General features: G+C 70.2%; 14 protein-coding genes. 8 read left to right on the top strand and 6 right to left on the bottom strand.

Features of this window, described 5'->3' with window-relative positions; translation table 11 throughout:
- Window positions 1-957, top strand: coding sequence for a universal stress protein (locus PSS76_RS18815; protein ID WP_013416075.1), 957 nt, complete (start codon window positions 1-3; stop codon window positions 955-957).
- On the opposite strand, the gene PSS76_RS18810 is transcribed toward PSS76_RS18815, so the two are convergent.
- The gene (locus PSS76_RS18810) at window positions 949-1,797 is read right to left on the bottom strand and encodes a universal stress protein (RefSeq protein ID WP_337456524.1); all 849 of its coding nucleotides are present in this window, start codon (window positions 1,795-1,797) and stop codon (window positions 949-951) included. The two genes, PSS76_RS18815 and PSS76_RS18810, sit on opposite strands and share 9 nt — an antisense overlap.
- Before the next feature lie 141 nt (window positions 1,798-1,938).
- Between PSS76_RS18810 and PSS76_RS18805 the strand changes: the two genes are divergently transcribed.
- Complete coding sequence (locus PSS76_RS18805; RefSeq protein WP_337456523.1) at window positions 1,939-3,264, top strand: nuclease-related domain-containing protein; 1,326 nt, start codon at window positions 1,939-1,941, stop codon at window positions 3,262-3,264.
- Window positions 3,265-3,322: 58 nt separating this feature from the next.
- Window positions 3,323-4,291 (top strand): Acg family FMN-binding oxidoreductase, encoded by a 969-nt coding sequence (locus tag PSS76_RS18800; RefSeq protein ID WP_337456522.1) that lies wholly within the window; start codon window positions 3,323-3,325, stop codon window positions 4,289-4,291.
- Here PSS76_RS18800 and PSS76_RS18795 read toward each other — a convergent pair.
- The 3 genes from PSS76_RS18795 to PSS76_RS18785 form a co-directional block, all read right to left on the bottom strand.
- Window positions 4,288-5,769 carry a bifunctional aminoglycoside phosphotransferase/ATP-binding protein gene (locus PSS76_RS18795; protein ID WP_337456521.1) on the bottom strand — a complete coding sequence of 494 codons (1,482 nt, stop codon included), beginning with the start codon at window positions 5,767-5,769 and terminating at the stop codon, window positions 4,288-4,290. The genes PSS76_RS18800 and PSS76_RS18795 overlap by 4 nt on opposite strands.
- A gap of 13 nt (window positions 5,770-5,782) precedes the next feature.
- Window positions 5,783-5,953: a hypothetical protein gene (locus tag PSS76_RS18790; RefSeq protein ID WP_005513144.1), complete on the bottom strand. Its 171-nt coding sequence runs from the start codon at window positions 5,951-5,953 to the stop codon at window positions 5,783-5,785.
- 100 nt (window positions 5,954-6,053) lie between these two features.
- Window positions 6,054-6,386 (bottom strand): hypothetical protein, encoded by a 333-nt coding sequence (locus PSS76_RS18785; RefSeq protein ID WP_084968643.1) that lies wholly within the window; start codon window positions 6,384-6,386, stop codon window positions 6,054-6,056.
- A gap of 170 nt (window positions 6,387-6,556) precedes the next feature.
- On the opposite strand from PSS76_RS18785, the gene PSS76_RS18780 reads away from it, so the two are divergent.
- Window positions 6,557-6,895: an RNA polymerase-binding protein RbpA gene (locus tag PSS76_RS18780; protein ID WP_005513150.1), complete on the top strand. Its 339-nt coding sequence runs from the start codon at window positions 6,557-6,559 to the stop codon at window positions 6,893-6,895.
- Between the two features lie 66 nt (window positions 6,896-6,961).
- Here PSS76_RS18780 and PSS76_RS18775 read toward each other — a convergent pair whose 3' ends face one another.
- Complete coding sequence (locus tag PSS76_RS18775) at window positions 6,962-8,209, bottom strand: lipase family protein (protein ID WP_337456520.1); 1,248 nt, start codon at window positions 8,207-8,209, stop codon at window positions 6,962-6,964.
- Window positions 8,210-8,635: 426 nt separating this feature from the next.
- Between PSS76_RS18775 and PSS76_RS18770 the strand changes: the two genes are divergently transcribed.
- Genes PSS76_RS18770 through PSS76_RS18755 form a run of 4 tightly spaced genes read left to right on the top strand, consistent with a single transcriptional unit; the run spans window position 8,636 to window position 13,068 of the window.
- The gene (locus tag PSS76_RS18770) at window positions 8,636-9,007 is read left to right on the top strand and encodes a chorismate mutase family protein (RefSeq protein WP_013416069.1); all 372 of its coding nucleotides are present in this window, start codon (window positions 8,636-8,638) and stop codon (window positions 9,005-9,007) included.
- Between the two features lie 7 nt (window positions 9,008-9,014).
- Window positions 9,015-11,150: an aminodeoxychorismate synthase component I gene (pabB, locus tag PSS76_RS18765; RefSeq protein WP_084961869.1), complete on the top strand. Its 2,136-nt coding sequence runs from the start codon at window positions 9,015-9,017 to the stop codon at window positions 11,148-11,150.
- Entirely contained in the window at window positions 11,147-12,073 is a 927-nt protein-coding gene (locus PSS76_RS18760; protein ID WP_084848134.1) for an NAD-binding protein, read from the top strand. Before pabB ends, PSS76_RS18760 begins: the two co-directional genes overlap by 4 nt.
- The gene (locus PSS76_RS18755) at window positions 12,070-13,068 is read left to right on the top strand and encodes an AurF N-oxygenase family protein (protein ID WP_022595997.1); all 999 of its coding nucleotides are present in this window, start codon (window positions 12,070-12,072) and stop codon (window positions 13,066-13,068) included. Before PSS76_RS18760 ends, PSS76_RS18755 begins: the two co-directional genes overlap by 4 nt.
- Before the next feature lie 28 nt (window positions 13,069-13,096).
- On the opposite strand, the gene PSS76_RS18750 is transcribed toward PSS76_RS18755, so the two are convergent.
- Entirely contained in the window at window positions 13,097-13,483 is a 387-nt protein-coding gene (locus PSS76_RS18750; RefSeq protein WP_013416065.1) for a hypothetical protein, read from the bottom strand.
- Window positions 13,484-13,575 lie beyond the last annotated feature (92 nt).

Below are 13,575 nucleotides of genomic sequence, written 5' to 3'. Positions count from 1 at the left end.
ATGGAGATCGATCCGGAGACGGACTTCGCCGAGGGTGCGGTGGTGGCCGCGGTCGACGGGTCGCCGTCGTCGTTCGATGCGCTGCGGTGGGCGGCGCAATTGGCTCGACGCCGAACCGCTCCCCTGCACGTCGTGCACGTGCTCCCCAGCCCAGGGGTGTATCTGAGTGAAGCGGCAGTGCTGATCCAGGCGCAGTTCACCGAGAAACTCGAATCGGACTCGGAGGGCATGCTGCGTCGCGCCCGTGAGGTGGTGAGCGCCGAGTTCGCCGACGTCGATTCGACGTTCGCGCAGTATCCGGGCCCACCGGCCGCGACGCTTCTCGATCTGAGCGCGCGCGCCGGTCTGCTGGTCCTGGGGGCGACGGGAGCGGGCACGGTGGGCGCGATGCTGGTGGGTTCGACGGGCCAGCGCGTAGCCAACCACGCCCGGTGCCCGGTGTTGGTGTGCCGGGGCGGGGCGCCGGCGGCAACCGACGACCGTCCGATCGTCGTCGGTGTGGACGGCAGCGAGTTGAGCATCCGCGCGGTGGGCGTGGCGTACGAGTACGCGGCGGTGCTGGGTGCGCGGCTGGTGGCCGTACACGCGTGGGGTCCGGCACGGACGGTCCAGCGGTACGGGGCTTTTCGGCTCGTCGACTGGTCGGCTGTCGAGGCAGAGGAACGCGCGCTCGTGGCGGAGAGTCTGTCCGGCCACTCGGCGGCGTGGCCGGACGTCCCGGTGGAGACGGTCCTCGAGCAGAACAGTGCGGGGCGAACGCTGCTCGAGTACGCCGGTCGCGCGCGATTCGTGGTGGTGGGCAGCCGGGGCCGGAGCCGGATCACCGGGGCGCTGCTCGGTTCGACCAGTCAGAATCTGTTACACCACGCGCCATGCCCGGTGATGATCTGTCGCGGCGAGCGGAGCAGCTCCGACGGTGTGAGCGACGGCGAAGTCTGGACCGGCGACTCAGTGTGAGCGCACCACCATCAACGGGATGGTGACGGTGCGCAGCAGTGCCGCGCTGGTGGATCCGAGGGTCATGCCGTGGAAACCGCCGCGGCCGCGACTGCCGACGACGATCAGTCTCGCACCGGCGCCGCGCGTCAGCAGGTTCCGCGCCGGACGGTCTTGCACGATCACCTGTTTGACGCGCACCTCCGGATACTTGTCCCGCCACGGTGCCAACCGCTCGGTGAGCCGGCTCTGTTCGGTGGCGGCGATGTCGGACCAGGAGCCGGCGAGCGTTCCCTCGGGGACCGCACGATCGGACCATGCGTGCAGGGCCACCAGCTCGGCTCCGTGCAGCGCCGCTTCGGTGAACGCGGCTTCGATCGCGGGTTCGCTGGTCTCGGTGCCGTCCACCCCGACGACGACCGGGCCGTCGAAGTCCGGCTCGCCCGGCCGCGGCCACCCCGCCACGACGACAGGGCAGGCGGCGTGGTGGACGATCGCGGAGGTGACCGACCCGATCAGTCCGCCGGTGAACTCCCCCAGGCCACGGGTACCGAGAACGATCATGCGGGCGGTGCCCTCGTGGTTCATCAAGGCGTGGACGGGGGTGAGCGTCACCATCTCCGTCGACGTCGCGGTCTGCCCGACGGCCGCGGCCAGACTCACGGCCTCCGCGAGCGCGTGTTCGCCACCGATGCGCAGGTCGTCGGTGAACGGCGACGACATCCCGATGCCGCCGGTGGTGACGCTCGTGACCAGCAGCAGCGGATCACCACGCACGGACGCCTCGGACGCGGCCCAGCGCACCGCGTCACGGGCACTCGCGGAGCCGTCGACGCCGACGACGATCGGTGCAGTTCCCATGCGGACCCCCTCGACGAAGACTTTTCGGTCGACTCCTCCTAGGAAACACCCGGGACGGGGTCCCCACAGCGGTTTCCGGCATCGCGTGGCGGGTCATGCCCATCGGTGCCGAAATCGACCGATAGTTCCTTTCCCGATTCCGTGACGCTGCGGCCGACGATCTGGCTACGATCCCGCGAAGTCACGGCAGCAGTCGGTGACCTGGATGGAGTCGTCGGCTGGATACGGTCGTGGCAGGAGACAGCCGCGCTGCCCGGTCTCGCGGTGGTCAACTGTCGGGTTCCGACGCGGACCGGATATCGGCAGGTGGACGCGATCGTGTGGACGCCGTACGGGTGTGTGGTTCTCGAGATCAAGGGGTTCCGCTCTCCCCAGTCGGGGACACTGCGCGTGCCGGTCAATGCCCCATGGACGGTGGGCGGGCGTCCCGCCGATCTCTACACCAGCCGATCGAGCACCAACCCCCTCGATCAGCTGGAGACGAACTGCTACGCCGTGAAGAACGGGATCGGCGCCGCGGGTCCCGATCGCTTGTTCGTCCACGGTGCGGTCGTGGTGATGCCGTCGTCGCCTGCCGAGATCGCGCTGGCGCGCGTCGGACCGCGCAATCCCGTCGGTGACGTGGGCGACCGTGTGGAGTTGCGAAGTGGCATCCACGTCGTCGTGGGTAGCGACGCACGTCTGCGACAGTTTCTCGACGGTGTCGGGGGTCCGCGCCGGACGGCTCGGTGGAGCGCGTCGGCCATGGTGTCGGCGTTCGAGGCGCTCGGCCTGCCCGACGTCCCGACCGTGGACGAACTCGTGCGCGAGGGATTCCCCGACGACCTTCTGCGCGTGCCCGACCTGATGTCGCTTCCGGGCGTGGAGCAGATGCGACCGAGGTCCATGCCCTCGTCCATGGTGGCGTCGGCGCTGGCTGCGCGTGCCGCAGGGCCCGCCTTGCCCCCACCCGCTGCTCCAGCCACCTGGAAATCGCCGCAACGTCGCCGACGAAGGCCACCGACACGGCTCGCGCTGCGAATCCTGAAGTGGTTCGGACTCGCCTTCGGGATGTTGTGGCTGGCGGGTGTCGTGCTGGCGTTGGTGACGGCGGGCACCACCGAGGCGAGCACCGAGCGCTTCTCGTCCACTTCGGGCGAAGTGAGTTGCGAGATGGTCGATCCGGGCGACGGCTCCTCCGCCCCGCGGGCGACATGCACCACGACCGCGGCCGGTCTCGACTCCGGCGGATTCGCCGAACCCTGCCCGGCCGGGTCCTCGATGGAGGTGACCACGTGGACGGGGTGGGGACCGGAGGTGCGCTGTGACGGTTCGCCGACCGCGAGCGGAGGTCGGGTCCTCCGACCCGGGGAGACCGTCACGCTCGGCATGATCGATTGCGCGAGTCGGTCCGCGGGCATCGTGTGTGCCGACCGGTCCGGTCGCGGTTTCGTGCTGGAGCAGGGCCAGTACCGGCCGATTCCTTGACGGACTGTTGCGCCGCGCAGATCTTGCCGCGACACGCCGGTGGGACCACACTCGATGCATGGGCACCCGAACGGCTCCCGAGCCGATCCGGGCGGCGGTTTCCGTCGCCTGTCGGGCTCCGTCGGTGCACAACAGCCAGCCGTGGTCGTGGGTGTTCAGTTGCGGGAGCCTGGAACTGCATGCCGACCGGATGCGGGCGCTGCCGGTCGTCGATCCGTTGGCTCGGCAGATGGTGATCAGTTGCGGCACGGCTCTGCATCATCTCGAGGTCGCGGTCGCCGAGCACGGGCTCGGCGTGGTGATCGATCGGCTGCCCGATCCGGGGAATCCGATGTTGCTGGCATCCGTCGGGTTCGTCTCGGGCACCGATTCGGTGCGCACCCGGTCGCTACGGCGAGCGATCCCGGGCCGGTGGACGGACCGCCGGGCGTTCGGTCCGCCCACTCCGGATGCACTCGCGGGCCTCGCTGATGTGCTCGGTCGCCACGACGTCGCGATCACGTTCCTCGGGGCGGACGGTCCGTCTCGGCTGGCCGAAGCCACCCGAAGCGGTGCCGACGTGCGCCGCCACGACGCCGCGTACCGGGCCGAGTTGTTCTGGTGGACAGGGCATTCCTGTGACGAGACGGGAGTCCCCGCGAGTGTGTTGCCGGACGGTGGCACGGTGCCGGTCGGCCGGGAGTTCCCGCGGGGAGCCTTGGAGCCCCCCGGTGCGGCGGATCGCGCTGCGCTGGCGGTCCTGAGCACCGACACCGACACCCGGCTGGACTGGCTGCGATGCGGCGAGGCGCTGTCGGAGTTGCTGCTCGAGGCGACGGCCCGGGGACTGGCGACGTGCCCGCTCACCCACGTCACGGAGATAGCGACCAGCCGGGAGATGGTGCGCGAGGCTGCGACGGCGTCCGGAGCTCGCGGTAGGTTCCCGCAGGTCGTGGTGCGGTTGGGGACGCCGTCGGCCGACGAGTACGAGGTGCCGCGGACGGGTCGGCGCCGGGTCGACGACGTGTGGCGGGACGCCGGAATCTAGCCCGGGGCGCGGTCCCATTCCGCCGCGGCGACGGAGAGCGACGCATCGAGCGGTCCGGAGGTGTCGACCCGTGTGGCGGCGGGCCAGGAGTCGGCGTCGTGGGCCATCGCGACCGCCACCGCGGGCGTCGCCTCGGAGTCGTGGTCCCGGCGGGAAGCGGCCCGCTCCCGCAGTCGGTGCTCGGTCAGCTCGGCGGGCGCTGTGCACTGGAGTTGCACCAGGTCGACGCACACCGCCACGGCCGTCTCGGCGGCGCGCAGTCGGTGTTCCCGATGGGTCCAGGACGCGTCGAGGACCACGGAGCGGCCCCCGGCGAGCAACTCTCGGGCCCGGTCGAGCATCGAGTCGTAGACGCGGCCGGTGGAGTCGGGCGAGTACCGGCCGCTGCGGTAGCCGGGATCGGGCGTCGCGGTGCGGTCGGCGGCGAACAAGCGGCGTCGGACGTGGTCGCTCGAGATCAGTTCCGCGCCGACGGTCTCGGCCAGTCGCGCCGCGACGGTGGACTTGCCCGTGGCCGGCAAACCGCCGACGAGGACCAGGCGGCAGCGCGCGCGATCGAGGTGCTGTTCGGCGAGGGCGGTGTGGCGCGCCGCGTCGTCCGCGGACGCCGCACGGCCCTGCAGATGCCGGACGCAGTCGACCTTGGCGCGCATGAACGCGCGGTAGGCGATGTAGTGGTGCACGAGCGAGTCGGGAGTGGTCTCGGTGAGGGCGTCGCGGTAGCGGAGCACCAGTCGCTGGGCGAGGTCGGGCCTGCCCTGGAACTCGAGATCCATAGCCAGGCAGGCGATGTCGTCGATCCGGTCGAGGTAGCGGAGTCGGGCGTCGAACTCGAGGCAGTCGAGGATGCGGGGGCCGTCCTCGAGGCAGAAGATGTCGTCGCTGAGCAGGTCGGCGTGACCGTCGACGATGCAGCCGTCGGTGATCCGCTGCGCGAAGAGCGGGCCGCGTCCGTCGAGGTAGCGGTCGACGGTCCGCTCGATCGCGGCCAGGCGGTCCTCGGCGACCACGGCGCGGGGCAGCTCTCGGGTCTCGCGGATGTTGTCGTGCCAGCGCCGACGTACCGCGTCGGCGGTCCCCTCCCGGTCGATCCGGGGTCCGCGGGCCGCGCGGCGGTGGAAGTCGGCGACGATCCGGGCGATCGCATCGACCGCGGACGGGCATTGGGTCGACGACGCGCGGGCCAGGGTCGACAGCCGCGCTGATTCCGGCATCCGCCGCATCACGACCGTCGGTTCCCCGTCGCCGCCCTCCGGGTCGCCGAGCTCCCCCGCCCCGAGATACACGTCGGGCGCCAGGCGGCGGTTGAGCTCGACTTCGTTCCGGCACGCCGCGAGGCGCGCCTCACGGCTGCGGAAGTCGAGGAACTCCGTACGGATCGGCTTCTTGATCTTGTAGACGCGGTCGCCGAGGAGGATCACCACTCCGGAGTGGGTCTCGTGCAGCCCGGCGAACGGCTGGTCCGGTTGTGCGGTCAACGACGCTGCGGACTCAGTCGGCTTCGCCGTGCTCGTCGTAGTGGCCCTCGTGCTCGGCATGGCGGTGCCCGTCGTGCAGGTAGTCGACATGGTCGCCGTGCTGGACCGTCTCGTGTCCACAGTCCTTGCCGTGGACGTGGGGATGATCGGCCGGATCGTGCGGGTGATGCTCGGGGGTCGTCATGATTCTTCCCTCCGGTCGGTTCCGGGCTGACATCTCCCACGGTAGTGCGGTTCGGTAAGCGCGGACGCGTTTCCGGGCGCGCGTGCCGGGACGGTCGGGTTCAGCGGAACCGTTCGGCGTCGCGGGCCATCGCGACCAGGCGCTCGGTGACAGCGGACAGCTCACGCCCCTCGGCGCCCTCCGCGACGGCGGTGGCGACGTCCTCGGCGGCGCAGCGCAGCTCGAACAGCCGATCGGACAGTGCGGAGGCCTCCTCCACGCTGAGCACCACGGCGTCGGCGGGAATCGACGTGCCCTTGACCGCGTTGCGCTGCTCGTACGCGCGCTGGCGGCAGGACTGGCGGCAGTAGCGGCGGCGCCGTCCGATGCCGGCCGGGGCGACCTCCCGACCGCACCACACACACGATTCGGGTCTCCGGGACGCTGCGGCCATGAACGCACACCTTACTGCGGGTCGCGGGACGGCTGCCCGGTAAGATGGTGCGGCCGCATCCACGGGAGTCTCGGGAACGATCCGGGAGTCCGGGACGTTGTAGATGGTTGTGAACGCTCGGTGCGCCCCCCGGCGAACTGGCGCGGTGACGAACGAAGAGAGGACACACCATGGCAGATCGCGTACTTCGAGGTAGTCGACTCGGAGCGGTGAGCTACGAGACCGATCGTGACCACGACCTGGCGCCCCGCCGCATCGCACGCTACCGGTGCGACAACGGCGAGGAGTTCGACGTCCCCTTCGCCGACGAGGCCGAGATCCCCGGCACGTGGCTGTGCAAGAACGGTCTCGAGGGCACTCTGGTCGAGGGCGCTGCGCCCGAAGTCAAGAAGGTCAAGCCCCCGCGTACGCACTGGGACATGCTGCTCGAGCGTCGTTCCGTCGAGGAGCTCGAGGACCTGCTGAAGGAGCGGCTGGACCTGCTCAAGGCCAAGCGCCGCGGAGCGTAGTCGGCTCCCTCTCCACACTGATCGTCTCGGCGCCGCCACGACCTGTCGTGGCGGCGCCGTCGCGTGTCAGCAGGTGCTCGGCGCCGGTTCGCCGCGGAAGCGGGCGTCGAGGTAGTCCAGCGCCCGCGGCGCGCCGAGGACCGCGGTGGTGAGGTGGTCCGGGCTCGGGAACAGTTCCGACTCGACCCGCGCCCCGGCCCGGCAGTACCGCTGCAGCGTGGCGTCGATCGAGTCGACCGGGATGAGGGCGTCCGTCGGACTGTGCCACTCGAACAGCGGCGCGGTCGGCACTCCCGGATAGTCCTCGATGCTGTTGTCGGACAGGACATCCTGGGCCGTCGGGCTGGACAGCAGATCGGTGGTGGTGGCGATCTCCGACGCGCTGTGCCCGGCACCGGTGAGCAGGATGCCGTTGGTGCAGGCGTCCGCGACCGCGTCCCGCATGGCGAGTCCCTGCGCGTTCAACTGCTCGCTCACCGGCAGGCGGTCCGGGTACTCGCGTTCGAGGCCGAGGGCCGCGGCGAGCGCGAGACCGAACGCGGGGTGCGGCGCCGTCCCGAGTCCTCGTGCCATCTTGCCGAGATTCATCGGCACCCCGCCCGCCGCGGCACCGACGATGTCCAGTTCCGGGGCGTACGACGGAGCGAGCGCCGCCGCGAACGCCGTGGCCATTCCGCCGCCGGAGTACCCGGCCATGCCGATCGGGCTCGTCGCCAGCCCCAGTTCCGGGACGCGTTGCGCGGCCCGGATGCCGTCGAGGGTGATCTGACCGCCGAGCCTGGCCGCGCCGTAGGCACTGGACGGGCCGAGGTGATCGGGCAGGGCGACCGTCCATCCGCGGGCGAGGGCGATGTTGAGCGCCGGCGCCTCCCGGATCGTGAGGTCGGGGTCGGCGGTGTAGAGCGTCCGGGACGGGGCGCAGTGGGTGCCGAGCGCGTTGATGATGTGCTGGTAGGACAGCAGCGGACCGGACGGTGCACGCACGTCGGGGACGAGGATCGTGGTCACCGCGGCGATCGGGCGACCCTCCGAGCCCGTCGACCGGAACTGGACCTGCCAGACCGTGGTGCCCGGGAACTGCGGGAGAGCCGGCATGCGGCGTGCCGCCAGCACGTCTCCGGGCGCGTGGTCGCCGACGTCGGTCGGTTGGCCGTAGAAGGGGTCGGGATCGGCCGCCACCGGGGCGGGTGCGGCGGTGACCGGCGCAGCTGCCGTGACGGGCGCGACGAGCACACCGATCGCGATTGCGGCTGCCGCCGCCACGCGACCGGCGGGCCCGACGCGTCCCGGCGGCAGGAGTGGAGTTGACGACATCGAAGCTCCCCCTCGAAAAGCACGGCACCACAAATGGTTCATGTCCGCCGAAACCACGCTTTTCAGATCGCCCCGAGAATCCGATGACGGGTGCGATTCGGCCGAACGGCGACCCAGCATATGCGACGTCGGTGTGCGGTCGCGGGGGTTCGGGTGAACCACGCTGAGGCGCCCACTGATTCGTTGGCGGATACCTTGCGATCGCGTGCGCTGCAATCGAATCCGGACACATCACGAGGTTCGTGACCGCATCGAAACCGAACCGTTCGCGGGCCCGGTTCGGGGCCCTCGGAATATCGGCGAAGATTCGCCACGCCCCAGCCCCCGTGCAATCATGAAGGGAACGCACGCAGCTAGCGGATCCGGCTGACGCGATGGCTCGCAGAACTACCGCGAAGGTCCAGTAGACGTAAGGCGAGGTGGCGTATGGACGACACCAGCGGCCCGATCACGGCCGACACCTCAGAAGAATCCACGGGAACCTTTCCGGTCGACGAGCCGGAGCTCGTTCGGCTTCGCGCCGAACTCGACGAGATCGACCGTCGGTTCCTCGAGGACATCCGTGCACGGATCGACGTGTGTGTCCGGATCGCGGAGGTCAAGCGCCATCGGAGCATCCCGATGATGCAGCCCCAGCGGGTGAATCTGGTGCAGGACCGGGCGGAGGAGTTCGCTCGCTCCCACGGACTGTCACCGGACTTTCTGCGCAGGCTGTACGAGGTGATGATCGGCGAGACCTGCCGGGTCGAGGACCTGGTCATCGGGACGGCCGACGACACGAATCGCGCGACGGGCTGATGGCGTCATGGGCACCCGCACGCTCCTGATCGACAACTACGACTCGTTCACCTACAACCTCTACAGCCTGCTGTCCGAGGTCAACGGGGAACCGCCGGTCGTGGTGCACAACGACGCCGACTGGGCGTCGGTGCCGCTCGTCGACTTCGACAACATCGTCATCTCGCCCGGCCCGGGCCGGCCGGACCGCAAACGGGACTTCGGGATCAGCGCGCGGGCGATCGCGAACCGCGAGATCCCGGTGCTCGGGGTGTGCCTGGGGCACCAGGGCTTGTGTCACCTGTTCGGTGGCAGCGTCGGTCTGGCGCCGGTACCGATGCACGGCAGGATCTCGTCGATCCGGCATACCGGGACCGGCATCTTCGAAGGTATTCCGTCGCCCTTCCCGGCGGTGCGCTACCACTCGCTCATCGTCGATTCCATGCCTCCGGAGTTGGAGGAGCAGGCGTGGACAGAGGACGGGCTGGTCATGGCCGCCGGGCACCGGACGCACCCGTTGTGGGGGGTGCAGTTCCACCCCGAGTCGATCTGCACCCGGTACGGACGGGAACTGCTCGGCAACTTCCGGGATCTGACCCCGTCGCGATCCGGGCGTCGGCCGACCCGACCGGCGACACCTGCCGCGGCGGACACGCCGTCGGAGGCCGCCGGGCCGCAGCCGCGCTATCACGTGTCGAGCACCCGGATCGACCGGGCGGTCGATCCGCACGCGGTGTACGGGAGCCTGTTCGCGGACGGACCGAACAGCTTCTGGCTCGACGGCAGCGCCGCGCTGGAGCCCGAGTCGCAGTTCTCGGTGATGGGCGACTGTTCGGGACCGCTCGCCGAGTACATCACCTACCGGGTCGCCGAGACCACGGTGCGTGTGCAGCGGCAGGGCCGGCCGGACGAGCTGTTGCATCGGCGGTTCTTCGACTACATCGACGAGCAGCTCCGCATCCGCGCGGTGCCGCCGAACCCGGAGTTGCCGTTCGCCTTCGGGCTCGGCTACGTCGGCTACCTCGGGTACGAACTCAAGGCTGACGCCGGCAGCCAGCTGGTCCACACCTCCCCGACTGCGGACGCTGCGTTCGTGTTCGCGGACCGCGCGGTGGTGATCGACCACGTCGGTGGCGCCTGCCACCTGCTCGCGTTGAGTGAGGAGCCGGACGATCCCGGAGTCGCGAAATGGTTCGCGGACACCGAGACCCGCATCCGGCAGTTGGACGAGGCCGTTGAGCCGCCGCCGCCGCACCCACTGGTGAAGCTCGAGGACGACACCAAACCCCATCTGCGACATGGCCGCGCCGAGTACCTGGCACTGGTCGGCCAGTGCCTCGACGAGATCCGTTCCGGCGAGTCGTACGAGGTGTGCCTGACCAATGCCGCGACCGTCGACCGGGTGATCGATCCACTGCAGAGCTACGAGACGCTCCGGGAGATCAGTCCCACCCCGTACAGTGCGCTGCTGCAGTTCTCGGGAGTATCGGTGCTGAGTGCCTCACCGGAGCGATTCCTGCGGATCGGCGCGGACCGGGTGGTCGACTCGAAACCGATCAAGGGCACCCGCCCCCGGCACGCGTCGCCGGAGCAGGACGCCGCGCTCCGCCAGGACCTGCTCGACAGCGAGAAGGACCGGGCCGAGAACCTGATGATCGTCGATCTGGTGCGCAACGACCTGTCGCGGGTGTGCGTCCCCGGTTCGGTACACGTCCCCAAGCTGTTCGACGTCGAGACGTACGCTCCCGTCCATCAACTGGTGTCGACGGTGCGTGGCACGCTCCGGGACGACGTGTCGTCCGTCGAATGCGTGCGGGCGGCGTTCCCGGGCGGGTCGATGACGGGTGCGCCGAAGCTGAGGACGATGGAGATCATCGACAAGCTCGAGGAGGGGCCTCGCGGCGTGTACTCGGGGGCGATCGGTTACTTCTCGATCAACGGGACTGCCGACTTCTCCATCGTGATCCGCACGATGGTGGCGACCGCCGATCGGGTGACTTTCGGTGTGGGCGGGGCGATCGTCGCGCTGTCGGACCCCGAAGAGGAACTCGAGGAGACGATGGTCAAGGCGGTCACGATGCGGCGTTGCCTGTCGGTGACCTCCGCGGACGACGCCGAAGGCGAGCCGGACGACCCGACCGGGGACGGGGCGGGTGATCGATGACCACGCCCCCCGACACGACGACGTGCGCGCTGGTGATCGTCGGCGGGGCCGGTGCGGTGGGCGCCATGCTCGCGGAATCTGCTCGCGCCGAGGGCGACTCGGTGACCGTGGTGGACCCGGCGGCAGCGCCCGTCCCGGGCGTCGACGGTGTGTGCGGTGACGTCACCGACCCCGACCCGCAGGTGCGGGCGCTGCTCGCCGAGGCGGATGTGGTGATCCTCGCGGTCCCGGAGGCGGTCGCGGTGGCGGCGGTCCCCGTCGTCGACGGAGCGATGAAACCCGGCGCGGTACTGGTGGAGACGCTGTCGGTGAAGTCCGAGATCCATCGCGTGCTGCGGGACCGCGCGTCGACCCGGCCCGCCGTGGGGATCAACCCGCTGTTCGCGCCGGGCCTCGGGATGGCCGGGCGCCCCGTCGCGGCGGTGATCCACCACGACTCCCCCGCCGTCGGACGATTCCTCGGTGCCGTGACCGGTTGGGGCGCGCGGGTGGTCGCGATGAGCGCGGACGAGCACGATCGGACCGCCGCGGCGACGCAGGCGCTCACCCACGCCGCGATCCTCGCGTTCGGGCTGGCGCTCGGTGATCTCGGCATCGACGCGGACACCCTCGTCGATGCCGCGACCCCGCCGCACACGACGCTGCTGGCGCTGCTCGGGCGGGTCGCCGCGGGGCAGGCGGAGGTCTATCACGACATCCAGGCCGGCAACCCGCAGGCCGCGGCGGCCCGCGCTGCCCTCGCCGCCGCGCTGCGGCGGCTGTCCGAGGCCGTCGAACACGGCGGTCCACGCGAATTCGGGGACGTGATGGCGGCGGCGCGCGCACCGCTCGGTGACCACCTCGACCGGTACCGGGCCCTGTGTGCGGACCTGTTCACGGGGCCCCTCGCACCGGAACGACGATCGGGAGGAGGAACGCCTTGACCGACAACGCATTCGGAGACGAGGCCGCGGTGCACGAGGAGTTGCTGCGGTTGCCGTCGCTACCGCCGTTCGATCCGGCCGATCCCGTGGAGAGCGCGATCATCAGCAGCCTCGCCGGCAGTTGGCCGCGCCGCGCCGTGGTCAAGCGTCCCGAGCCCGACCTCGACGACCTGTTCGACGCGGAGAAGGCGGACTATCCCGAGTCGCTGATTCCGTTCCGCGACCACGACGTCTTCACCCGGCTCGACGAACCGGTACGGCGTCGGATCCTGGCGTGGGCGTGGATCGCCTACAACAAGAACGTGATGGACGTCGAACAGTACGTGGTCAACCCGGGCTTCCGACTGCTGTCACAGGACGCGTTCGGTACCGGCCTGGGCGACACGCTCACCGTCGCGACGATGCAGGCCATGGTCGACGAGCAGTACCACACGCTCATGCACCTGAACGCGAGCGCGCTGACCCGGCGTCGACGGGGGTGGGACCTGCCCGAGCGCCGGCTCCCCTACGGGCCCACGGTCCGCCGCCATCAGCAGGCCGTGGACGCGGCCGAGACGCCGCGCGAGTCGGCACTGGTGTCGCTCGCGTTCACGACCGTGGCCGAGACCTCGATCAGTTCGTACCTGGGACTGATGACCGACGACGAGGATCTGCAGCCGGTGAACCGGGCCACGGTGGTGCTGCACCGTCGGGACGAGTACTGCCACTCGTCGATCGCCGGCGAACTCCTGAAGATCGTGTTCGAGCGTCTGGACGGAGACGACCGGCGACTCCTGCTCGCCGGCCTCGCGGACGGGCTCGAGGCGTTCCGGTCCAACGACTTCTCCACCTGGTCGGCGGTGCTGGACCACGAACAGGTGCGCGGCGCGCACCGGATCGTGGCCGACGCCGCCCACGACTCCGGTCGACGGAACCTGGTGCAGGACTGCACCGCGATCCGGCGGCTGTGCGACGACCTCGGGGTCACCGAGGAGGTCCCCTACGAGTGGTCGTGAAACCGCTCGCCTGGGACCCGGCCCGATGTCACGGTGTGGCGTTGAGCCATTCGTAGAACGCCGGCTGGACGTTCGGGTTGGCCCCGGTGATGCCGTTGTAGGCGCCGATACCGGCACCGATGCCGGTGCCGAGGATGCAGCCGGCGATGAAGTTCGGGAAGATCGACACACAGCCGATCGCGAGCCCGACGCCGGCGCCGGTCGCCATCGCGGCGGGACCCCCGCGTTCCCACCCGATTCCGATCTCGCGTATCAGATTGTCCTGTGCCGTCTGCTTGTCGACGACGGGTTGGACGAGGGGCGCGGAGACGTCGCCGGGGGCGGTTCCCGCGTACGCGGTGCCGGCTCCCGTTCCGAGCGCCGCAACGGCGAGAACGGATGCAGCAGCGGCCTTCGATGCCTTCGAAAGGTTCATGACGCTCTCCAAACGGTGTGGAAGATCGCAGTCCAGTCGTTCCGACGCTAGTCCTTGCACCCCGCCTTCGCAGTGGATCCGGGTGGACGGTC

The organism is Prescottella sp. D32 (assembly GCF_037287305.1).
GTDB lineage: Bacteria > Actinomycetota > Actinomycetes > Mycobacteriales > Mycobacteriaceae > Prescottella > Prescottella equi.
The sequence above is the reverse complement of the archived record's forward strand: the minus strand, read 5'-3'. Positions and strand labels throughout refer to the sequence as shown.